We start from the raw sequence: 20,966 nt of genomic DNA on the forward strand, positions 1-20,966 counted from the left end.
GCACGCCCATCGGCAAGGCGTTCGCGGGACAAAGAAAAGGCGGCAGTGGCTGTCGCCAGTGCCGCCCTTCCTGCGAGCATGAGCTTGGAGGGCTCAGGTCGGTTTCAGTGCGCCGCCGCGGCCTTCGAGTTCGTAGTCGGCGATCTGCTTGGCACGCTCGGACCGTGCCGCGGCCTGGTGGTCGGTCGCAATCACCGTGTAGACCATCGGCAGCACGAACAGCGTGAACAGCGTGCCGATCGTCATGCCGGTGACGACGACAAGCCCGATCGAGAAGCGGCTGGCGGCACCGGCGCCCGAGGCGGTGAGCAGCGGCAGCAGGCCAGTGACCATGGCCGCCGTCGTCATCAGGATCGGCCGCAGACGAATCCGGGCCGACATCTCGATCGCCGAACGGCGGTCCAGTCCCTCCTTGAGCTGCAGCTCATTGGCGAACTCCACCATCAGGATGCCGTGCTTGGTGATCAGTCCGACCAGCGTCAGCAGGCCCACCTGGGTGTAGATGTTCATCGTGGCGACGCCGAAGAACAGTGGGATCAGGGCACCGACGATCGCCATCGGCACGCTGATCATGATCACGAACGGATCGCGCAGGCTCTCGAACTGCGCCGCCAGCACCAGGAAGATGATGATGATGGCGAACGCAAAGGTGACCAGCAGCTGGTTGCCTTCATGGACGTACTGCCGGGAGTCGGCCAGGAAGTCGTAGCTGAAACCGGACGGCAGCTTCTTGGCTTCACCCTGCAGGAACTCGACCGCCTGCCCCATCGAGACGCCGGGCATCGGCACGGCCTGGAAGGTCGACGAGTTGAGCTGGTTGTAGTGGGTCAGCGCATTCGGATCGACGCCGGTCTCGACCGTAACCACGGTCGACAGCCGCACCAGCTGCCCGGTCGTGGTCGGGACGTAGTAGTTGTCGAACGATTCCGGCGCGAGCCGGCTGGCGCGCGGCACCTGCGGGATCACCTGATAGGAGCGTCCTTCGAGGTTGAAGCGGTTGACATAGTTGCCGCCAAGCAGCGTCGCCAGCGCGCCGCCGATCGACTGCATGGTGATGCCGAGGTCGCTCGCCTTGGAGCGATCGACCTTCACTCGGACCACCGGCTGGTTGAAGTCGAGGTCGCTGTCGGTGACGATGAACAGGCCGCTCTTGCGCGCTGCATCCTTCAGCTTGTTCATCTGGTCGAACACCTGCTGGAATCCGGCCGTCGATGAGATCACCATCTGCACCGGCAGACCGCCGGGACCGCCGGGCAACGGCGGCAGGCTGAACGCGAACGCGCTGATGCCCTCGATCTTCGACAGCTCGGCCTGCACCAGCGGCTGCAGCGCCTGTGCGCTGCGCTTGCGCTCGTCCCACGGCTTGAGCAGCATGCCGGCGAAGCCACCCTGCGGACCGGTGATGCCGTTCAGGATGAACCGCAGGTCGGTCTCGGGAAACTTCTGGAACTCCTTGTCCATCTTGTCGCCGTAGAAATCGATGTAGTCGATGTTGGCGTATTTCGGCGCCTTGGTCACCGCGAATACGATGCCCTGGTCCTCCTGCGGCGCCAGCTCCTTCTGGATGTGCATATAGAGGAAGCCGACCAGGCCCAGGATGGTCACGGCGAACAGGGCCGTGATCGGGCGGTAGTCGAGCGAACGGTCGAGCTGGCGGCCATAGGCGCGGGTCACCGCGCCGAACACGCGATTGACCAGTTTGGCGAAACGCCCCTCTTCCGCGCTCTTGAGGAACACCGAGCACATCATCGGCGACAGCGTCAACGCGATCACGCCCGACACGATCACCGAGCCCGCCAGCGTGAAGGCGAATTCGCGGAACAGCGTGCCGGTGACGCCGCCGAGGAAGCCGATCGGCGCGTACACCGCCGCCAGCGTGATCGTCATCGAGACGACCGGGCCCACGATCTCGCGCGCACCTTTCAATGATGCCTGCACCGGTGGCAGGCCCTCCTCGAGATGTCGATGGATGTTCTCCACCACGACGATGGCGTCGTCGACCACGAGGCCGATCGCCAGGACCATCGCCAGCAGCGTCAGCAGGTTGAAGCTGAAGCCTGCGGCCAGCATCAGGATGCAGACGCCGATCAGCGACAGCGGAATGGTGACGACGGGGATGATCACCGAGCGGAGCGACGCCAGGAACAGGAAGATGACGACGACGACAATCAGGACCGCTTCGGTCAGCGTCTTCTGGACCTCGTCGATCGACGATTGGATGAACTTGGTGGAGTCGTAGGCCACCTTCATCTTCATCGACGGCGGCAGGTTGCGCTCGAGATCGGGGAACAGCGCGCGCACGCCCTTCACCAGGGTCAGCGGGTTGCCTTGCGGCGTCGCCTTGATGCCGATGAAGATCGCATGCTCGCCGTTGAACGCGACGCTGGCGTCGGTCGACTGCGCCGCGAGCTCCACCGTCGCGATGTCCTCGATGCGCACGAAGCCGCCATCCTTCGCCTTCACGATCATTCGCTTGAACTGATCGATGTTCTGAAGGTCGGTATTGGCCGAGACGTTCGAGACGATGAAGAAGCCCTTGGTCTGGCCGGCGGCCGCCTGGAAGTTGTTGGCGGCGATCGCAGCCGCAACGTCGTTCGGCGACACGCCGCGTCCGGCCATCCGGTTCGGATCGAGCCAGACGCGCATCGCAAAGGTCTGGCCACCCAAAATGTCGGCCGAAGCGACGCCGTCGACCGTCGAGAGCACCGGCTGCACGACGCGGGTCAGATAGTCCGAGATCGCCGATCCGGTCAGCTCTTCGCTGGAGAAGCCGAGATACATCACGGCGATGGTGTCGCCGGTCGCCTTGCTCACGACCGGATCGAAGGCTTCCTTCGGGATCAAATATTTGACCGAATTGACCTTGGCGAGCACTTCGGTCAGCGCCTGGTTCGGATCGTGATTGAGCTTGACGTAGACCTGGATCGTCGAGGTGCCGAGCACCGAGTTCGACGTCATGTAATCGACGCCTTCGGCCGAAGCGACGGCCTGCTCGATCGGGGTGGTGATGAAGCCGTTGATCAGCTCGGGCGACGCGCCGGGATATGACGTCGTGATCGTCACGACGGTATTCGACAGGTTCGGATATTGCCGGATCGGCAGCACCATCGCCGCGCGCAAGCCGATCAAGAGGATCAGCAGGCTGACGACGACCGACAGCACCGGGCGCTTGATGAAAATATCAGTGAAGGCCATCGCCAACTCGATTCGTGTTGTCTGCCGGTTGCGGCAACATGTGGCGGAGGGCCAACCGGCCCTCCGGGTTTCATGATCGGGATCAGAGCTTCGGCTTGAATTGCCGAAGCTCTAGCTTCTTATCTCGACGCGTTTTCTTCGCGCGAAGCGGCGTCCACTTCGCTCGAATACGCTTCAGTAGCGCGGCGGCTCGGCCGGAACCGGCGGCTGCGGATCGTTCGAGATCGCAACAGCCATGCCCGATTGCAGCTTGATCTGGCCGACGGCCACGACCCTGTCCCCGGCCTTCAGGCCCTTGAGGATTTCAACGCGGCCTTGGACACGATTGCCCGTCTTCACGAAGGTGCGGTCCGCGGCCAGGCTGGTCTTGCCGTCCTCACCCTTCTTCTCGGTGATCAGGAACACCGAGTCGCCGTACAGCGTGTAGTCGACCGCGGTTTCGGGAATGGTCACGACCGGCGGCTTCTCGGGCAGCACGATCGTGGTGGTCGCGAACATGCCGGGCTTGAGGATGCTGTCGGGATTCTGGATCGTGGCCTGCACCCGTATGTTGCGGGTCTCGGTCGCGATCTGCGGCTCGATGGTGGTGATCTTGCCCTCGAAGGTGCGGCCCGGATAGGCGTCGACCGCGACCCGCACGGCCTGGCCGACCTTGATCTGCGAGCTCTGCTTCTCGGTCACGGTCAGGTTGGCGTACAGCACCGACAGATCCGTCAGCGACACGATCTGCGTGCCGGCCGTCAGATACTGGCCGACTTCGACCTGGCGAACGCCGAGATCGCCTTCGAACGGCGCGCGCACCAGCTTCTGCGAGATCAGCGCTTCGGTCTTGGCAATGCCCGCCTTGGCCTGGTCGTAGGCCGCCTGTGCCGTGTCGACGGTCGACTGCGGCCCGAACTGGCGCGACGCAAGCTGCTTGGCGCGGTCGAGCTGCTGCTCGCCCACGGTCGCCTGCGCCTTGAAGCTGGCGAGATCGCCCTGCTCCGGTGCGTCGAACAACTGCACCAGCGGCGTGCCCGCCTTCACATGGCTACCGGCGGTGAACATGATCTGGGTGATGCGGCCCGGTACGTCAGTCGTGACATTGACCTGGTGCACGGCGACGAGATCGCCGACGGCGGTCAGGAGATTCGGAATCACTTCGGTCTTCGCCTCGGCGACCGAGACGTTCGACGGCGGCGGCTTATTGTTGGCGAAGAATTGCGCGATCATGTGGCTGCGGAAGGCGTTGAAGCCGACCAGCGCGCCGACCAGCAGGGCCAGCAACAGGCCTACGATGATGAACCAACGCACCAGGCGGACGGGGCGCTTGGCTTGCTTTTCCTTGAGCGGTTGCCCCGAGATGTGGCTTTCGGTCTGGATATTCATATCATGCACTTTCTGCAGTTACCGACGGTCCTGCGCTCGGCGACGGCTGGCGGCCCAAATGAGTTGAAATTGCGGCTTCGGTAAGTCCGATACCGCGAAGAATGAACTGACAAAGCTGCCGTTCGGCCGCGGCGGCATCCCCATAGGGGAGACAAGGTGTCGCAGGCAGCTGCGTCAGCGCGCCCATAAGCACGGTATGGTGCGCAAACCAGAACAGGTTGAGCGGCTCGTCACCGATCCGCGTCGCTTCGCCGGCGGCGATCGCGCGCTCGAGTGAAGCGGCGAAAGTCGGACCGATCAGCTTGCCCACCTTGTCGTAGAGCAAGCGCGCAAACTCGCCGTCGTCGAGATGGCTCGTCACCATCAGCCGCATCCGCTGCGCCTCTTCCTGGTCGGGCGCGTCGCGCAGCTGCATGAAATGGCCGACCATGCCTTGCACCAGTTCGATCAGCGTCGCGGTGGAGGGCTCCTGGCCGAGCAAATGCGCGAGATCGGGATCCGCCTCGCACTCTTCGGCAAGGATTTCGGCGTAGAGCGCCGCCTTCGACGGGAAGTGCTTGAACAGCAGCCCTTCCGAAATGGCAGCCGCGGCCGCCACGCTCTTTGTCGTGGTGCCGGCAAAGCCGTTGCGGGCGAAACACCGCTTGGCGGCGCTCAGGATCAACTGACGCCGCAAGTCACTCGTCATGCGTAAGGTAGACATTTGGGTCGTGAGTAATCACTCACTTTACCAAAAGTCAAGGTTCTATTGCACCGCGAAAGTCACTTTATATCGGAGTGTGTCCGATCGACCCTCTGATGCGGTTGACGATGAAGGTGCCGTCGCGGCTGGACAGCACGCGTTCCAGATTGGCCCGTCGATCTTCACACTGGCGAACCGCGGCCCTGCCGTAACGTCTTGCAACGACGAAGCAAAAGCCTCGACCTCAGCCATCGCGGAGATAGCCCGGCTATCTCCGATTCCGCAGGCATTGGCAACACCCACGAGGTCGGCGGGCCCGCCGGTATGGCTGGCCTGGCCGCCGGTCTCGCCATAGGCCTCGTTGTCGAGCACGATGATCGAGAGGTTTTTCGGCTGCTGCAGCGCGACGGTCGCGAGGCTCCCCATCCCCATCAGCATCTCGCCGTCGCCGGTGATCACGACGACCGGCAGCGTCGGCTGGGCCAGCGCGAGACCGAGCCCGATCATGACAGCGCCGCCCATGCCGCCCCAGAGATAGAAATTGCGGTCGTGGTCGCCGGCCGCGGCGATGTCATAGGTCGAGGCGCCGAGGCCGCCGATGGCGAAGGCGCCCTTGCGATCCCTCAGCAGTTCGGAAACCACGGCGCGGCGGTCGAGAAGATTGGCTTTGCTCATTTTGTGAAGACCTTTGCCCCGATCAGGCGCTGCGACAGCAGCACGGCGGTTGGCGTGCAGGCGTTGTAGGCTTGCGCCGCGCCGGCTTCGACGACTTCGCGCACCTCGTCCGGACGCGAGGCGCGGAGCACCTTGATCCCCGCCAGTTCGAGAATGCCCTGGGTGTTCGAGCCCATCGGCACCTGCCAGGGATTGAACTCGCCCCATTCGCCGCGCATCGTCACCAACGTCAGGAACGGCAAGCGGAAGATCTGCACCAGCGACAGCATGTTGATGCAATTGCCGACCCCGCTCGACTGCATCAGCAGCACGCCGCGCTGGCCGCCGGCCCAGGCGCCTGCGAGCAGCGCCACGCCTTCCTCCTCGGTGGTCAGCGCAATGCCGCGCATCGAGGACGATCCCAGCACGCGCTCGATCAGCTCAGAATGCCCGGCGTCTGGCACGTAGGGCACCTGACGCACCTCGAAGCGCTGCAGAATCGAAAAAATCTCCTCGGGCCAGGAGGCCGCGGTGTCGGCTCGGGCATGCATCGGCGTTTCCGGTCTCTATTATTTGGCCGCGACTGTAGAGGCGCGCGCGCACTTCATCAAAGCGCAAAACCGCATATGGCTCTGCGATTTACTCGCATCGCGCGGCGTGCGCCGCGCCATTCCCGGTACGCAAATTCTGTTGCGCAGCCGCCGCCCGCGGCCTACGATAGTTGCAAATGAAACTAATGTGGGTTGGATATCCGCCATGGACGGGCACGCGCGAGAGCTGGCTGACGGCTTCGACCTGGAAAAGCTGACGGCCGACTTCTACGCGGACCCCTACCCGACCTACCGCGCGCTGCGCGAGCACGCGCCGGTCAAGCGGCTGCCGAACGGCTGCTATTTTCTCACCCGCTACGACGACCTCATCGTCGCCTACAAGAACACCAAGACCTTCTCCTCCGACAAGAAGAAGGAGTTCTTGCCGAAATACGGCAACTCGCTGCTCTACGAGCATCACACGACCAGCCTCGTGTTCAACGACCCGCCGGCGCATACCCGCGTGCGGCGGTTGATCATGGGCGCCTTGTCGCCGCGGGCGATCGCCGGCATGGAGCCGGACCTGATCGCGCTGGTCGACGGCCTGCTCGACCGGATCGCCGCGAAAGACCGCTTCGAGCTGATCGGCGACTTCGCCTCCGCAATCCCGGTCGAGGTGATCGGCAATCTGCTTGACGTGCCGCACGACGAGCGCGAGCCGCTGCGCGACTGGTCGCTGGCGATCCTGGGCGCGCTGGAGCCGGTGATCGGCAAGGACGCGTTCGACCGCGGCAACGATGCGGTGAAGGATTTCCTCGCCTATCTCGAAACCCTGGTCGAAAGGCGCCGCGCCAGGCCGGGCAATCCCGAACGCGACGTGCTCACCCGATTGATCCAGGGTGAGGACAATGGCGAGCGGCTGACCGCGAAGGAATTGCTGCACAATTGCATCTTCCTGCTCAACGCCGGCCACGAGACCACGACCAACCTGATCGGCAACGGGCTGGTGACGCTCACCCAACATCCCGAAGAGAAGCAGCGGCTGATCGCGCAGCCCGACCTGATCAAGACCGCTGTCGAGGAGATGCTGCGCTACGAGAGTTCGAACCAGCTCGGCAACCGGATGATCGTGGAGGAGACCGAGCTCGGCGGCATCACGATGCCCCCCGGCACACTGGTCACGCTGTGCATCGGCGCCGCCAACCGCGACCCTGCGCAATTCCCCAACCCTGAAGGCTTCGACGTCGCGCGCACGCCGAACCGCCACCTCGCCTTCGGGACCGGCGCGCATCAATGCGCCGGCATGGCGCTGGCGCGCCTCGAAGGCGCCATCGCGATTTCGCGCTTCCTGGCGCGCTTCCCGAACTATGCGCTCGACGGCGAGCCGGTGCGCGGTGGCCGGGTGCGCTTCCGCGGCTTCCTCAGCGTGCCGTGCCGGCGCGGCGCGTGATCCGATGACGACAGAGCAACTGCGCGAGCGCTGGGGCGATTCGCTGCTGACGGTGCTGACCGTGGTGCTCCTGGTCATGATGTTCGTGGTGGCGCCGTTGCAGGCGCTTGGCCTGTTCGAATTTCAGGTGTTCGAGCTGTTGCTCGCCATCTTCCTGGTCGGCGGCGTGTTCGTGATGTCGGGCAGCGCGATCGCCGTCGTCACCATGCTGGTCGCGCTCGCGATGATCGTGACCGGCGCCATCCTGCGGCTGCGCTCCCCCTCGATCCTCGACCTCAATTTGTTCGCCGGCTCCTGGCTCTTGGTCGGCCTCACGATGGCGGTGACGGTCGCGCGCGCGACCTTCGCGCCGGGACGCGTCACCTATCACCGGGTGATCGGCGCGGTCCTGCTCTACCTCACGGTGGCGGTGATCTTCTCGGCACTCTACACCTTCATCGGAACGCTGGTGCCGAATGCGTTCGCCGGCATGAAGGTCGAGGACCGCCCCTCGCTCGCAAGCCAACTGATCTATTTCTCCTTCGCCACGCTCACGACGACAGGTTATGGCGACGTCGCGCCGCTGCATCCGATTGCGCGCAGCCTGTGCAATGTCGAGGCAATCTTCGGCCAGCTCTATCCGGCGACACTGCTCGCCCGGCTCGTCACGCTCGAGATCGCGCACCGCGATCAGGATTCGTAGCGCAGCGCCACCAGAATGGACCGAATTTGGTCCACCGCAATCCTTTAAGCCGCGCGAGCCGATACCCAAATCAGTGATAATGTGCAGGATGGCACCCTTGGTGCCGGCACAGCTGGAGTGACGAGACATGCGTCCGCCAGTCACCGATTTCATCGCAAGGGAAGCGCGGTTCGGCGCCCAAAACTACGCGCCGCTCGGCGTCGTGCTGTCGCGCGGCCAAGGCGTCTGGGTTTGGGATACCGACGGCAAACGCTACCTCGATTGCCTGTCCGCCTATTCGGCGGTCAACCAGGGCCACTGCCATCCAAAAATCCTCGCCGCCATGGTGGCGCAGGCTGGCCGGTTGACGCTGACCTCGCGAGCCTTCCACAACGACCAGCTCGCCCCATTCTACGAGGAACTCGCCGAGTTGACCGGATCGCACAAGGTGCTGCCGATGAACAGCGGCGCGGAAGCGGTGGAGAGCGCGATCAAGTCGGTGCGCAAATGGGGTTACGAGGTCAAGGGCGTGCCTGACGGTGAGGCCGAAATCATCGTATGCGCCGACAATTTTCACGGGCGCACGCTTGCGATCGTCGGCTTCAGCACTGACCCGGACACCCGCGCGCATTTCGGGCCGTTCGCGCCGGGCTTCAAGATCATCCCGTTCGGCGACGCCAGGGCGCTGGTGGACGCGATCACGCCCAATACCGTTGCCTTCCTGGTCGAGCCGATCCAGGGCGAGGCCGGGGTCATGATTCCGCCTGCGGGTTATTTTGCAGAGGTCCGCGAGCTCTGTACCCGCAATAACATCATGCTGGTCCTCGACGAGATCCAGACCGGCCTCGGCCGCACCGGCAAACTGCTGGGGGAGCAGCACGAAGGCATCGAGGCCGACGTGACGCTGCTCGGCAAGGCATTGTCCGGCGGCTTCTATCCGGTTTCGGCGGTGCTTTCCAACAACGAGGTCCTCGGCACGCTGAAGCCCGGCCAGCACGGCTCGACCTTCGGCGGCAATCCGCTCGCCTGCGCGGTCGCACGCGCGGCGCTGCGCGCGCTGGTCGACGAAGGCATGATCGAGAACGCCGCCGTCGAAGGCGCGCACTTCCTCGACGGCTTGCGCAGCATCCGCGCCAACACGGTTCGCGAAGTCCGCGGACGCGGGCTGATGCTGGCGGTCGAGCTTCACCCCGAGGCCGGGCCTGCGCGCCGCTATTGCGAAGTGCTGCGCGAGAAAGGCATCCTCGCCAAGGACACCCATGACCACACCATCCGGATCGCCCCGCCGCTGGTGATTACGCGCGAGCAGGTCGATTGGGCGCTGGAGCAGATCGGCGCTGCGCTGACGCAGGACCTTTCGTGACGGCGGGATAGTTAAGCTCGCCGGCCGGGGCGGCTATCTGAACCGCAGGTTTGCGCGAGAGAGCTGGCTGATCGAAGAACACCCCATCAGCCGCATGTCCCGCACCAGCTCCGCCTGCAGCAGGCCAAGCGCCCGCTCCACTCCGGCCTGGCCGGCCGACGCCAGCGGATAGAGATAGAGGCGTCCTAGGCCGACGGCCTTGGCGCCGAGCGACAGTGCTTTCAGCACATGGCTGCCCCGCTTGATGCCGCCGTCCATCATCACATCGATCCGATCGCCCACGGCATCGACGATCTCGGCCAGCTGATCGAACGCCGCCCGCGAGCCGTCGAGCTGCCGGCCGCCATGGTTGGACAGGATGACTCCGGTGCAGCCGATCTCGGCCGCACGCTTGGCATCCTCAACCGACATGATGCCCTTCAGACAAAACTGGCCGTTCCACTGCCGGACCATTTGCGCGACGTCGTCCCATGTCATGGCCGGATCGAGCATTTCCGTGAAATAACGCCCGATCGACATCGCGCCGCCGCTCATATCGACATGCTCGTCGAGCTGCGGCAGCTTGAAGCTCTCATGCGTGACGTAGTTGATGGCCCACGCAGGCTTGATGGCGAACTGCAGCATGCCGCCGAGCGTGAGCCTGAAGGGAATCGAAAACCCGGTCCGCAGGTCGCGCTCGCGGTTGCCACCGGTGATGCTGTCGACGGTCAACATCATCACGTTGACGCCGGCCTGCTTGGCGCGCTGCATCATGGCGAAATTCAGGCCCCGGTCCCGGTGGAAATAGAACTGATAGACCTGCGGCGTATCGTAGGCCTTGCGCAATTCCTCCAGGCTCACGGTACCGAGCGAGGACACGCCAAACATCGTTCCGTATTTCGCCGCGGCGGCAGCGACGGCCCGTTCGCCCTGATGATGGAACAGGCGCTGCAGCGCGGTTGGCGAACAATAGAATGGCGTTGCCAGCTTCTGGCCCATCACGGTGACCGAGAGGTCCACGTTCTCCACGCCGCGCAGGACGTTGGGCACCAGGTCGCAGCGCTCGAAGCTCGCGGTGTTCTGCCGAAGCGTCGCCTCATCGTCTGCCCCGCCGTCGATATAGTCGAAGATCGGCCCCGGAAGCCGGCGCCTTGCCAGTTCGCGGAAGTCATGGAAATTGTGGCAATCGCTCACGCGCATGTCGTGCTCCGAAGGTCCGGACCGCGGAGTTCAACGGCCTCCAGTGCCGTTCACACCGACAGCTCCGGAATAACGGGCCCGCTTCGCCTTGTCCACCGAACCGGTGGTTGGGTCAGACCACCGAGCGGTGCCGCTCTATGCAGGTCGTCAGGACCGCATCCATCGGCTTCGTCCACCAGTCATTCGAGAATATCTCGATCTCCGAATAACCGGCAAAGCCCTGCGCTTCGACCATCGCGCGGACGGATTTGATGTCGATGACGCCGTCGCCCATCATGCCGCGATCGTTGAGGATATCCTTGGTCGGCACCAGCCAGTCGCAGACGTGGAACGCGAGCAGGCGATCCTTGCCGGCGCGCGCGATCTGGCTCTTGAGTTCGGGATCCCACCAGATGTGATAGACGTCGAGCGCAACGCCGATCGCGCCGGTGCGGCCGGGATCGAGCGCATCGCAGATGTCAAGCGCATGTTTCGTGGTGTTCACGCAGGCGCGGTCGGCGGCATAGGCCGGGTGCAGCGGCTCGATCGCGAGCGGCAGTTTTGCCTGTCTTGCATAGTCCAGCATCTCGGCGATGCCGTCATGCACCTGGTTGCGCGCTGCCGTGATGTCCTTCGAGGCCGCGCTGCCCGGCCGCGAATATTGCGGCAGGCCGCCGACCACAAGCACGATACAGGACGCGCCGAGCGCGGCCGCCTCGTCGACCGCCCGTCGGTTGTCGTCGCGCGTCTCGCTGCGATGCGCGCTGTCCGCCGTGAACATGCCGCCGCGGCAATAGCCTGAGAGATCGAGACCGGCGTCCTTCACCGCGCGCACCGCGCGATCGATGCCGACGCTAGCGACCTGGTCGCGCCAGGGATCGATGGCGCGGATGCCGTGGCGTGCGCAGGCCTCGATGATGGCGATGAGGTCGCCCTGCTTGCGGACGGTCGCCGTGTTCAGCGACAGCCAGCGATGGTCGTCGGAAAAATCACGCATCAAGCGTCAACGCCCCGCGTGGCCATGATCGCCGCCATTCGACGCGTCGCGAGCTCCGGATTGGCAAGCAGCCCCGCCTGGTCGGCGAGCCGGAACAGCTCGGCGAGATGCAATGTCGAGCGCGCGCTCTCCTGCCCGCCGACCATCGTGAAGTGGTCCTGGTGACCATTGAGGTAGGCCATGAACACGATGCCGGTCTTGTAGAAGCGGGTCGGCGCCTTAAAGATGTGGCGCGACAGCGGCACCGTCGGTCCCAGCACGTCGTGGAAGCCGGCCTCGTCGCCATCGGCCAGCCGCGACAGCGCATACGATGCGGCGGGCGCGATGGCGTCGAAGATGCCAAGCAGCGCGTGCGAGAAGCCCTTGTCGTCGCCGGCGATCAGCTCCGCATAGTTGAAATCGTCGCCGGTGTACATCTTGACGCGCGGATCGAGCCGCCGCCGCATGTCGATCTCGCGCTGCTTGTCGAGCAGCGAGACCTTGACGCCATCGACCTTGGCGGCATTGGCGTTGATGATCGCAACCGCAATGTCCATCGCCTCGTCGAGATCGGCCGTGCCCCAGTAGTCCGACAGCGCCGGATCGAACATGTCGCCAAGCCAGTGGATGATCACGGGCTCGCGGACCTGCGACAGCACGCGGTCGTAGACCTTCGCGTAATCCTCCGCATTCCTGCCGAGCTTTGCCAGCGCGCGAGAGGCCATCAGGATGATGCGCCCGCCCGCCTTCTCGACCGCCGCGATCTGCTCCTCATAGGCACGGATCACGTCGTCGATTGACTTGGCGTCCTCCACCGCGAGGTGATCGGTGCCGGCACCGGAAAAAACCAGCGCATTGCCTCTTGCTTTCGCCGCTTTCACCGAGCGCTGGATCAATTCGAGCGACGTCGCCCAGTCCAGCCCCATGCCACGCTGCGCGGTGTCCATCGCCTCGGCAACGCCGAGGCCGAGGTCCCAGACGTGTTCGCGGAACGCGATCGTCTTGTCCCAGTCGATCGCGGCCGTCAGCCAGGGATCGACGTCGGCGCGCGAATCCGCGACCACATGGGCGGCCGAGAAAGCAACGCGGTTCAACGTGCCCGCGAGCTTCGCCGGAAAGGTCCGCGACGCCGCCAGGCGATAGGCCCCTAGGCCGCCATCGGCGGTCGGCAGCTTCAGCGATAGCGGCGATATCGGCAGGACCGGCTTGTTCATGACAACGTCCTTTCTCAGACCACGATCGGCGCGACGTCGACCCAGCGCCGCTCCTTCCAGCTCTGCAGCGCACATTCGGCGAGCTGCACGCCCTTGGCACCTTCGAGCAGGGTGTATTTGTAGGGCGCATCCTCGCAGACATGGCGGATGAACACCTCCCACTGTTCCTTGAAGCCGTTGTCGTAGACGAAGTTCTCGGGGAGCTTCTGCCAGTCGGCATAGAAATCGTGCATGCGCTTCTCGTCCGGATTCCACACCGGCCGCGGCGTCGCCTGGCGCGCCTGGATCATGCAGTCGGTCAGGCCCGCCACCGCCGAGCCATGGGTGCCGTCGACCTGGAAGGTGACGAGATCGTCGCGGTAGACGCGCGTCACCCAGCTCATGTTGATATGCGCGATCACGCCGCCCTTCAGCTTGAAGGTGGCGTAGGCGGAATCATCAGCCGTCGCCTGGTACTTCTTGCCCTTCTCGTCATAGCGCTCGGGGATGTCGGTCGTGCCGATGCAGACCACGCTCTCGACTTCGCCGAACAGATTGTCGAGCACGTAACGCCAGTGGCAGACCATATCCAGAATGATGCCGCCGCCGTCCTCGGCGCGGTAGTTCCACGACGGCCGTTGTGCCTCCTGCCAGCCGCCCTCGAACACCCAATAGCCGAATTCGCCGCGCACCGAGAGCATGCGGCCGAAGAAGCCGGAGTCGCGCAGGAAGGCGAGCTTCTTCAGGCCCGGCAGGAACAGCTTGTCCTGCACCGTGCCGTGCTTGAGCCCCCTGGCATTGGCGAGTTTCACCACCGCAACGGCTTCCTCGAGATTGGTCGCGATCGGCTTCTCGCAATAGACGTGCTTGCCAGCGTTGATCGCCTTGGTCAGCAACGAAGGCCGCGCCTGCGTCGTGGCCGCGTCGAAGAACACGGTATCGCCGTTGTCGGCCAGCGCGCGATCGAGATCGGTGGTGTGGCGCTCGATGTTGAAGCGCTTGGCCAGGCCGGCGACCTTCTCGGCATCGCGGCCGACCAGAATCGGATCGGGCATGATGCGGTCGCCATTCGCGAGTAGCACGCCGCCCTGCTCGCGGATCGCAACGATCGAGCGGATCAGATGCTGGTTGAGCCCCATCCGGCCCGTAATGCCGTTCATGATCAGGCCGAGGCGTTTGGTCGTCATACTGTCTGCTCCTGCGAAACGCGTGGTGTGGGCCGCTTGAGCGGCTGCATGGTGGACCAGTCCGGATGGACCGAACTGGCAAAGCCCGGTACGGCGGCGATCGACCCCGTCAGCAGATCGCCGTCATGGATCGCGAGGCGGACCTTGCCGCCGGCGCGCGTGTAGAGATCGGGATGCGCGGCGAGAAAGGCGTCGGCCTCATCGGCCGGGGTGTCGGCAAAGCCGTCGACGTAATGATGTCCATTACGTTCGGCATGGGTGACGCCGATCAGCGCGCCGAGCGCGAGATCCTGCTGCACGCCGAGCCCGGCCTGGCAGGTCAGGTCCTCACCGCTGATGAAATGCCGGCCATCGGCACTCCACGCCGCCGCACGCGTCGCATTGATGATAGACTTGTAAATGCCCTTGCACGATTTCGAGGAGATGCCGCGATAGCCGAGCGCCCGCGCCTGCGGGAATGCATCGTAGGAATCGTCGGCCTCGTCGATGATGAAGTTCCGCGCGGCCAATCCCCCGAGCGGCGAGGCTTTCGTGATATCGCGCGGCATCGGCTGCTCGATGTAGAGCAAGCTTGCCGCGATCGATTCAAGCGCCGCATCGTGGTCGAGCCGGTCGACCAGCGCGCCCAGTGCGGCAAGGTCGGCATACTGCTCGTTGGCATCGAGCGTGACTTTAGTGGCGTAAGGCAGCCTTGCGAGCTCGCTGCCGATCCGCGCCAGCCGCGCCGCGTCATGGGCGGGATCGCCGTTCAGCTTGAGCTTGAAATAGCGCGCACCAGCATTCTCGCCTGCGTCGGCGACGCCGCCCTCGCCTTCAACCTTGTCGTCCATCCCGACCGTATGCCGGACGGCGACACGATCGAGCCGCTTGCGGGTCGCTAGGAACCGCGCGATAGCCGCGTCGTCGAGATCCGGCGTCAGCCGCGCGTCGATATCGGCGATATTCCCGGTCATGCCGTCGAACAAGTTCGCGCCGGCCGCGCGCAACAGCGCATCCAGGATCGCCTTGTCGATCTCGGCCGGGCCAAAGCCGGCGGCGAGCGGTGGAATGTCCTCCGCTGCGCAGGCCGCAACCTGCGGGCCGATACAGCTGGCGTGCAGCCCGAACGCGGTCTCAAAACTCCGGTTCGCCAGATAGAACTCGCGGGCAATCGCAAGCGAACGGCGCAGGCCGTCGAGCGACTGCGCCTCCGTCATATGCGGCCGCTTGTCGAACCATTTCGGTGCCAGCATTTCGGCGCTCGCGCCGGTGGCGCGGCCCTTGCCCTCCACCTCGATCTCGACCCGCACGAACAGCTGCGTCGACGCCGTGATCGTCACGGCGCCGAAGCGGAACGGCCGGGCGAACACCAGCGGCCGTTCAAAGAAGGCGATATCATTGACTTTGAGACGAAGCGGCATTGGAGACTCGGGTGTTAGTCCAGCGACCCCTGCGTGAAGAAATGCTTGCGGATCCGCTGCACCAGCTCGGTGAAGACCGGATCGGACATCGTCTCCAGCGAGCGCGGCCGCGGCATCGGCACGTCGTAGATCGCGGCGATCGCGCCGGGCCGCTCGGTCATCACGAGAACGCGGTCGGCGAGGAACACGGCTTCCGGAATCGAGTGCGTGATCAGGAGCACGGTCTTGCCGGTCTCGCGCTGGATCCGCATCAGCTCCACATTCATCCGCTCACGCGTCATGGCGTCGAGCGCGCCGAACGGCTCGTCCATCAGCATGATCTTGGGATCGTGCACCAGCGCGCGGCAGATCGAGGCGCGCTGCTGCATGCCGCCGGACAGTTGCCAGGGCAGCTTCTTCTCGAAACCCTCGAGCCCGACCAGCTTCAGCAGCGCCTTGGCGCGGGCAAGATATTTGTCCCGCGGCAGCTGCTTCATGTCGATCGGCAGCATCACGTTGGAGAGGATGTTGCGCCACGGCAGCAGCAGCGCGTTCTGGAACACGATGCCGACATTGCCGTGCGGCCTGGTCACCGGCTCGCCGTCGACCAGCACCTCGCCGGTCGTTGGCGGCAACAGGCCCGAGATCATCTTCAGCAGCGTGGACTTGCCGCAGCCGGAAGGCCCGACCACGACAAAGAACTCGCCGTCATTGATGGTGAAGTCGAGCGGCCGCAGCGACGGCACGTCGCCGTCGCGCGACCGGTAGGTCTTCGACACGCCCGACAGCTTGATGCCCGGCGTGGCGCCGGCCGCGCGGTCCGACACCAGGCGCAGATGCGCGGCGGGCTGGTCGATATGGATTGGCTTGATCGCCGGGTTCATCGCAGGCCTCTCGACGCGTCGTCCCTGCGCAAGCAGGGACCCATACGCCGTGCCCTCGCCTTCGGGCACGCGGGTCGAGACCTTCCGCAACAATTGAAGCTGGTGGTTATGGGTCCCTGCTTGCGCAGGGACGACCGGGGATATTTGTGGCTCACGAATTACCCTTCGGCAGATAGTCGTTAGTGTAGAACGCCTTCGGATTGGCCTTGGCCTTGGCGTCGAGGCCGCCATATTCGACCATCAGGTTGACCGACTCGGTCATGTTCTGGTCGGTGACCTGGAACGGCCGCTTGGCCTTGGTCTCCGCCGTGCGATAGAGCGGGATCGTCAGCTCGAAACCCTGCGTCAGCGTGTCGATCTTGCCGCCCTTCGGGTTGGCGTCGAGGATCGACTGCGCGGCCGCCTTCGGCTCTTTCTCCGCGGCTTCCACCGCCTTGGTGGTCGCCGACATGAAGCGGCGGACCAGGTCGGCATTGGCCTTGACATAGTCGGAGTTCGCGATGATGCCCGACGACACCATGTTGATGCCGTAGTCGGCGAACTTGATCGGATAGACGTCCTTGCCGGTGGCGTCCTTGATCTTCATCGACTGGTCCATGACGTAGCCGAGCAGCAGATCGGCCTGGCCGTTGATCACGGCGTTGAGTTTGGTCTGGCCGTCGCCGGCGACGGTCTGGAAGTCGCTTTCCTTCAGCCCGGTCTTCTTCAGGAACAGCGGCCAGATCTGCGTCATCGAATCCGCCGGCGTGATCGCGACCGTCTTGCCCTTGATGTCTTCGGGCTTCCTGATGTTCTTGTCGACAAAGCCCATCGCCGACATCGGGCTGGTCTGCAGCAGCACGCCGGTGGCGATGACCGGCGCGCCCTTCACCGCCGCGCGCATCATGGTGGGCACGTCGACATAGCCGAAATCGGCGGTCTTGGCCGCCACCGCCTGCGTGGTCGCGGCCGAGCCGCGGCCTTCCTGGATCTCGAGGTCGATGCCTTCGGCGGCATAGATGCCCTTGGCCTTGCCGTAATAGAACGGCGCGTGCTCGCCATAGACGTACCAGTTCAGCATCAGCACGACCTTGTCGGCCGCGGACACGGGCGCCACCGCAAGCGCAGTCCAGGCCAGTGCGGCGCCGGCGACCGCAATCAAACGCTTCATGGTTGTTCTCCCTCTTATTGTACCGCGGCCCTTGTCTGGGCCGCTTGTCCGGTTGCTGCGCTAGGACGCGAAGATGATGTCGTCGCGTTGACTGACGTGCCAGGGGATCACCAGCCTCTCGATGCGGTCGACGATCCAGAACAGGATGACGCCGAGCAGCGCCAGGATCACCAGCGCCGCGAACATCGTCGGCAGGTCGAAGGTGCCGATCGAGCGCTGCATCACGTAGCCGATGCCCGAATTGGAGCCGACGAACTCGCCGACCACCGCGCCGACCACGGCGAGCGTCACCGAGACCTTCAGGCCGGAGAAGATCGCGGGCATCGCATGCGGCAGGTTGACCGCGCAGAACACCTTGAATCGGCTGCCCTGCATCGCGCGCGCCAGATCGACCATGTCGGGATCGACCGACTTGAAGCCCTGCACCGCCGAGACCACGACGGGGAAGAAGCCGAGCAGGAACGCGGAAATCACTTTGGGGATGATGCCGAAGCCGAACCACACCACGAACAACGGCGCGATCGCGATCTTCGGCACCGATTGGGAGAACACCAGGAGCGGATAGACGTAGCTCTCGACCGTCTTCGAGCCCGCGATCAGCATCGCTGTGGGAATGCCGAACAGTGCCGAGAGCAGGAAACCGCAGATCGTCGCATAGGTGGTCGGCCAGGACTGCCGCAGCAACTCCGGCCAGTCGCTCCACAGCACCGCGACGACGTCGCCGGGCGACGGGATCTGATAGGCCGGGATATGGAACAGGCGGATCGCGAGGTCCCAGGCCACCACGATGACCACCAGGAACAGGAACGGACGCACCCACGCCGCATTCAGCACCTTCGACACGCCCGAAGGGCTCTTTGCCTCCGCCACCTCACGCTCCCTTCCAGTCTCTCTCGTTCGAGTAGAAATTAACCCGTTGGATAAATACTGTCCAGCCCCCGGCACGCGGCAAAATCGCGCCGAAGCACGCTACTTTCGTCAGGCGAGATTTTTGATGGTCGGTAGCCCGGATGAAGCCAACGGGTCGCGCGAACGCGCGCCCGATGGCTCCGTCCGGGCTACGGCGTCATTGCGAGGGGAACGAAGCAATCCATTTCCTCCGCGTGTTGCGGCATGGATCGCTTCGTGGCTCTGCTCCTCGCAATGAAGGTCGTGGTCAACTCGGCAACTTAAACTACCCGGTGTTCCGCTGCGCGCAGCGGCGGCATCGCGCTGCCAAACGCTGCGGTGGACTTGCCGGTCAGCGCCGCCAGCACCAGCGCGGTCATGTGCTCGAGCCGCTCGTCGCGGGCGTCCTTCTTGAGCAGGTCGCGGCCGAAGATCACGCTCAGCGTGGCGCTGTTGGAGAGATAAAAGAACGCCATCCCGGCGATCGAGATATAGAGTTGCACCGGATCGACCGCGACGCGGAAATCGCCGCTTTCGACCCCGCGCGTCACCACGGTGCGGATCATCTCGACAAAGGGCGAGTGCATCGACTTGACCTTGCTCGAGCGCTTCAGGTGCTTTGCCTTGGCGAGGTTTTCCGTGTTCAGCAGCGCCAGGAACTCGGGATTGCGCAGAAAATAGTTCCATGTGAAGTGGATCAGGCGCGCGATCGCCTCGGGCGGGTCGAGATGCTCGAGATCGAGCGTGCGCTCCTCGGCGCGGATCTTCTCATAGGCGCCCTCAAGCACCTCGAGATAGAGATCCTCCTTATTGCCGACGTGGTAATACAGCATGCGCTTGTTGGCGTCGGCATTGGCCGCGATGCGATCGACCCGCGCGCCGGCGAGGCCATGGGCGGCGAATTCCTGCTTGGCCGCCTCGAGAATCCGCAGCCGCATCCCCTGGGGGTCACGCTGCCATCTCTGTATCCGCTTTGCCTTCGCCAAATCGATTGCCCGTGATGCTGGGCTGATGAATGTAGCATGACGCGCGGCGTTTGAGAACGAATGTTGTCGTGACGGCCATGCGGGAATATTCATCGCAAGCGCGACGGCCCTTTCGTCATTCCGGGGCGCGCCCCTGGGTGCGAGCCCGGAATCCATTTATCCGCAGAACATGTGGCTTGATGGATTCCGGGCTCGTGCTGCGCACGCCCCGGAATGACGAAGGAAATAGCTACTCATTTGCCCGTCGCACGCACGTTGCCGGGACGACGCGCGCATGAAACGCGGCCTAGTCTGGCTTTCCCTGTGAGGGCTGCACCAGAAGCGTCGGCACGCCGCACGTGCCGTTGCGCACCGTCATCACGCGCGTGCCGGGCTTGCGGCCGGTGCGAATCTCCGAGACATCGGCGCCGGCGGCAACCAGCCGCGCGCGGGTGGCCTCGATATCGGCGACGCGCCAGCAGATGCCGCGCAACCGGTCCGGCGCGTCCGTGTCCGCCTTGTTTTCCTTGCTCGGCCGATGCGTGACCTCGACCACGAGGTCACCGCAGCGGAAGAACATCAACCGGCCCCACTCGGGATGCGACCGGTCGAGCGCCATGTCGAGCCCGAGCCGCGCGCCGTAGAGCGCTGCGGCGCGCTCCGGGTCGGCAGTCGAGACCACCACATGATCCATCGCGGTGATCGAGGCCGGCGTGGTGCGCACCGATAGCGGCCGCTCCTGCGCCCGCTCCAGGAAGAACATGCGCACACCCCGCGTCGCATCGGTGGCCGCGCGCGTCCGCTTCCACGACAGCGTGGCGCCGCTGGTCTCGTCGCGGCTCTCGACCTCGGCGACGGGCTCGGGCTTCAGGGTCAACCGATCGAGCCTGCGGTGTGTCCTGGCGATATCGCTGGTGCGGAAGCAGAGGCTCGCAAGCCCCTCGCCCTGCGTGACGAGCGCGCTGCGGACGCGCTGGGCGGCATCGTCATCGCCGCGCGGCGCCATCAATTCCAGCGTCGTGTTGTCGAGCGTGAACAGCACGCGGTCGGCGCCGTCGCCGCTGTTGCGCCAGGCCGGCGCCCGCGCGAACAGCGTCTCGTAGGCGGCACTGGCGGCAGCAATGTCGCCGGTGAGGACGACGACATGATCGAGACCGGTAATCATGGCTTTGGCCTCCCCGAATCTGCCGTCATTGTGCTTCTCCTTGCGAATCTCGGAACCGCGGCCTGCCACCGGCCGTTATGCCGCATACCAGAACGTCCCGGCACATCCATCATCTCTA

At 64.6% G+C, this 20,966-nt stretch carries 17 protein-coding genes and 1 pseudogene; 3 read left to right on the forward strand and 15 right to left on the reverse strand.

All coding sequences use genetic code 11. From position 1 onward, the window contains the following. Window positions 1-93: 93 nt before the first annotated feature. The 5 genes and pseudogenes from HAP47_RS29300 to HAP47_RS29320 all read right to left on the reverse strand — a co-directional run bounded on the left by HAP47_RS29300 (window position 94) and on the right by HAP47_RS29320 (window position 6,450). A complete protein-coding gene (locus HAP47_RS29300; RefSeq protein ID WP_173641600.1) occupies window positions 94-3,195 on the reverse strand; it encodes a multidrug efflux RND transporter permease subunit in 3,102 nt (1,033 codons plus the stop codon). Window positions 3,196-3,369: 174 nt separating this feature from the next. Further along, the gene (locus HAP47_RS29305; protein WP_173641599.1) at window positions 3,370-4,563 is read right to left on the reverse strand and encodes an efflux RND transporter periplasmic adaptor subunit; all 1,194 of its coding nucleotides are present in this window, start codon (window positions 4,561-4,563) and stop codon (window positions 3,370-3,372) included. 1 nt (window position 4,564) lies between these two features. Next, window positions 4,565-5,266 carry a TetR/AcrR family transcriptional regulator gene (locus HAP47_RS29310; protein ID WP_173641598.1) on the reverse strand — a complete coding sequence of 234 codons (702 nt, stop codon included), beginning with the start codon at window positions 5,264-5,266 and terminating at the stop codon, window positions 4,565-4,567. 64 nt (window positions 5,267-5,330) lie between these two features. After that, a pseudogene (locus tag HAP47_RS29315) lies at window positions 5,331-5,920 on the reverse strand (thiamine pyrophosphate-dependent enzyme). Further along, window positions 5,917-6,450 carry a thiamine pyrophosphate-binding protein gene (locus HAP47_RS29320; protein WP_092124983.1) on the reverse strand — a complete coding sequence of 178 codons (534 nt, stop codon included), beginning with the start codon at window positions 6,448-6,450 and terminating at the stop codon, window positions 5,917-5,919. Before HAP47_RS29320 ends, HAP47_RS29315 begins: the two are co-directional and overlap by 4 nt. Before the next feature lie 205 nt (window positions 6,451-6,655). On the opposite strand from HAP47_RS29320, the gene HAP47_RS29325 reads away from it, so the two are divergent. The 3 genes from HAP47_RS29325 to rocD all read left to right on the forward strand — a co-directional run bounded on the left by HAP47_RS29325 (window position 6,656) and on the right by rocD (window position 9,903). Then, complete coding sequence (locus tag HAP47_RS29325; RefSeq protein ID WP_173641597.1) at window positions 6,656-7,879, forward strand: cytochrome P450; 1,224 nt, start codon at window positions 6,656-6,658, stop codon at window positions 7,877-7,879. A gap of 4 nt (window positions 7,880-7,883) precedes the next feature. Further along, window positions 7,884-8,561, forward strand: a complete 678-nt coding sequence (locus tag HAP47_RS29330; RefSeq protein WP_173641596.1) for a potassium channel family protein — start codon at window positions 7,884-7,886, stop codon at window positions 8,559-8,561. A gap of 127 nt (window positions 8,562-8,688) precedes the next feature. Next, window positions 8,689-9,903 carry an ornithine--oxo-acid transaminase gene (gene rocD / locus HAP47_RS29335; RefSeq protein ID WP_173641595.1) on the forward strand — a complete coding sequence of 405 codons (1,215 nt, stop codon included), beginning with the start codon at window positions 8,689-8,691 and terminating at the stop codon, window positions 9,901-9,903. 33 nt (window positions 9,904-9,936) lie between these two features. Here the strand turns inward: rocD and HAP47_RS29340 are convergent, their stop codons facing one another. The 10 genes from HAP47_RS29340 to HAP47_RS29385 form a co-directional block, all read right to left on the reverse strand. Further along, a complete protein-coding gene (locus HAP47_RS29340) occupies window positions 9,937-11,082 on the reverse strand; it encodes an alpha-hydroxy acid oxidase (protein ID WP_173641594.1) in 1,146 nt (381 codons plus the stop codon). A 112-nt stretch (window positions 11,083-11,194) separates the two neighbouring features. After that, complete coding sequence (locus HAP47_RS29345) at window positions 11,195-12,058, reverse strand: sugar phosphate isomerase/epimerase family protein (RefSeq protein WP_173641593.1); 864 nt, start codon at window positions 12,056-12,058, stop codon at window positions 11,195-11,197. After that, window positions 12,058-13,251 carry a dihydrodipicolinate synthase family protein gene (locus HAP47_RS29350; protein ID WP_173641592.1) on the reverse strand — a complete coding sequence of 398 codons (1,194 nt, stop codon included), beginning with the start codon at window positions 13,249-13,251 and terminating at the stop codon, window positions 12,058-12,060. The genes HAP47_RS29345 and HAP47_RS29350 overlap by 1 nt, the downstream gene beginning before the upstream one ends. Before the next feature lie 14 nt (window positions 13,252-13,265). Continuing rightward, on the reverse strand, window positions 13,266-14,417 hold the full coding sequence (locus HAP47_RS29355; protein WP_173641591.1) for a Gfo/Idh/MocA family protein: 1,152 nt from the start codon (window positions 14,415-14,417) through the stop codon (window positions 13,266-13,268). Further along, window positions 14,414-15,817 (reverse strand): hypothetical protein, encoded by a 1,404-nt coding sequence (locus HAP47_RS29360; RefSeq protein ID WP_173641590.1) that lies wholly within the window; start codon window positions 15,815-15,817, stop codon window positions 14,414-14,416. The genes HAP47_RS29355 and HAP47_RS29360 overlap by 4 nt, the downstream gene beginning before the upstream one ends. Window positions 15,818-15,831: 14 nt before the next feature. Next, window positions 15,832-16,680, reverse strand: coding sequence for an ABC transporter ATP-binding protein (locus tag HAP47_RS29365; protein WP_173641589.1), 849 nt, complete (start codon window positions 16,678-16,680; stop codon window positions 15,832-15,834). A 151-nt stretch (window positions 16,681-16,831) separates the two neighbouring features. Next, the gene (locus HAP47_RS29370) at window positions 16,832-17,830 is read right to left on the reverse strand and encodes an ABC transporter substrate-binding protein (RefSeq protein ID WP_173641588.1); all 999 of its coding nucleotides are present in this window, start codon (window positions 17,828-17,830) and stop codon (window positions 16,832-16,834) included. Between the two features lie 60 nt (window positions 17,831-17,890). After that, window positions 17,891-18,700, reverse strand: a complete 810-nt coding sequence (locus tag HAP47_RS29375; RefSeq protein ID WP_092124973.1) for an ABC transporter permease — start codon at window positions 18,698-18,700, stop codon at window positions 17,891-17,893. 299 nt (window positions 18,701-18,999) lie between these two features. After that, the gene (locus HAP47_RS29380) at window positions 19,000-19,656 is read right to left on the reverse strand and encodes a TetR/AcrR family transcriptional regulator (protein ID WP_231168459.1); all 657 of its coding nucleotides are present in this window, start codon (window positions 19,654-19,656) and stop codon (window positions 19,000-19,002) included. Window positions 19,657-19,990: 334 nt separating this feature from the next. After that, the gene (locus HAP47_RS29385; RefSeq protein WP_173641586.1) at window positions 19,991-20,848 is read right to left on the reverse strand and encodes a VOC family protein; all 858 of its coding nucleotides are present in this window, start codon (window positions 20,846-20,848) and stop codon (window positions 19,991-19,993) included. Between the last annotated feature and the right edge of the window lie 118 nt (window positions 20,849-20,966).

Source organism: Bradyrhizobium sp. 41S5 (genome assembly GCF_011516665.3).
In the GTDB taxonomy this organism is placed as follows: Bacteria; Pseudomonadota; Alphaproteobacteria; order Rhizobiales; family Xanthobacteraceae; genus Bradyrhizobium; species Bradyrhizobium quebecense.

Excerpts from the sequence above, each read along its gene's own strand:
- HAP47_RS29350 (WP_173641592.1), bottom strand. The coding sequence starts at position 13,251 with ATGAACAAGCCGGTCCTGCCGATATCGCCGCTATCGCTGAAGCTGCCG.
- HAP47_RS29310 (WP_173641598.1), bottom strand. The coding sequence starts at position 5,266 with ATGTCTACCTTACGCATGACGAGTGACTTGCGGCGTCAGTTGATCCTG.
- HAP47_RS29360 (WP_173641590.1), bottom strand. The coding sequence starts at position 15,817 with ATGCCGCTTCGTCTCAAAGTCAATGATATCGCCTTCTTTGAACGGCCG.
- HAP47_RS29380 (WP_231168459.1), bottom strand. The coding sequence starts at position 19,656 with ATGCGGCTGCGGATTCTCGAGGCGGCCAAGCAGGAATTCGCCGCCCAT.
- HAP47_RS29325 (WP_173641597.1), top strand. The coding sequence starts at position 6,656 with ATGGACGGGCACGCGCGAGAGCTGGCTGACGGCTTCGACCTGGAAAAG.
- HAP47_RS29340 (WP_173641594.1), bottom strand. The coding sequence starts at position 11,082 with ATGCGCGTGAGCGATTGCCACAATTTCCATGACTTCCGCGAACTGGCA.
- HAP47_RS29365 (WP_173641589.1), bottom strand. The coding sequence starts at position 16,680 with ATGAACCCGGCGATCAAGCCAATCCATATCGACCAGCCCGCCGCGCAT.
- HAP47_RS29355 (WP_173641591.1), bottom strand. The coding sequence starts at position 14,417 with ATGACGACCAAACGCCTCGGCCTGATCATGAACGGCATTACGGGCCGG.
- HAP47_RS29305 (WP_173641599.1), bottom strand. The coding sequence starts at position 4,563 with ATGAATATCCAGACCGAAAGCCACATCTCGGGGCAACCGCTCAAGGAA.
- HAP47_RS29370 (WP_173641588.1), bottom strand. The coding sequence starts at position 17,830 with ATGAAGCGTTTGATTGCGGTCGCCGGCGCCGCACTGGCCTGGACTGCG.
- HAP47_RS29385 (WP_173641586.1), bottom strand. The coding sequence starts at position 20,848 with ATGATTACCGGTCTCGATCATGTCGTCGTCCTCACCGGCGACATTGCT.
- HAP47_RS29330 (WP_173641596.1), top strand. The coding sequence starts at position 7,884 with ATGACGACAGAGCAACTGCGCGAGCGCTGGGGCGATTCGCTGCTGACG.
- HAP47_RS29320 (WP_092124983.1), bottom strand. The coding sequence starts at position 6,450 with ATGCATGCCCGAGCCGACACCGCGGCCTCCTGGCCCGAGGAGATTTTT.
- rocD (WP_173641595.1), top strand. The coding sequence starts at position 8,689 with ATGCGTCCGCCAGTCACCGATTTCATCGCAAGGGAAGCGCGGTTCGGC.
- HAP47_RS29345 (WP_173641593.1), bottom strand. The coding sequence starts at position 12,058 with ATGCGTGATTTTTCCGACGACCATCGCTGGCTGTCGCTGAACACGGCG.
- HAP47_RS29300 (WP_173641600.1), bottom strand. The coding sequence starts at position 3,195 with ATGGCCTTCACTGATATTTTCATCAAGCGCCCGGTGCTGTCGGTCGTC.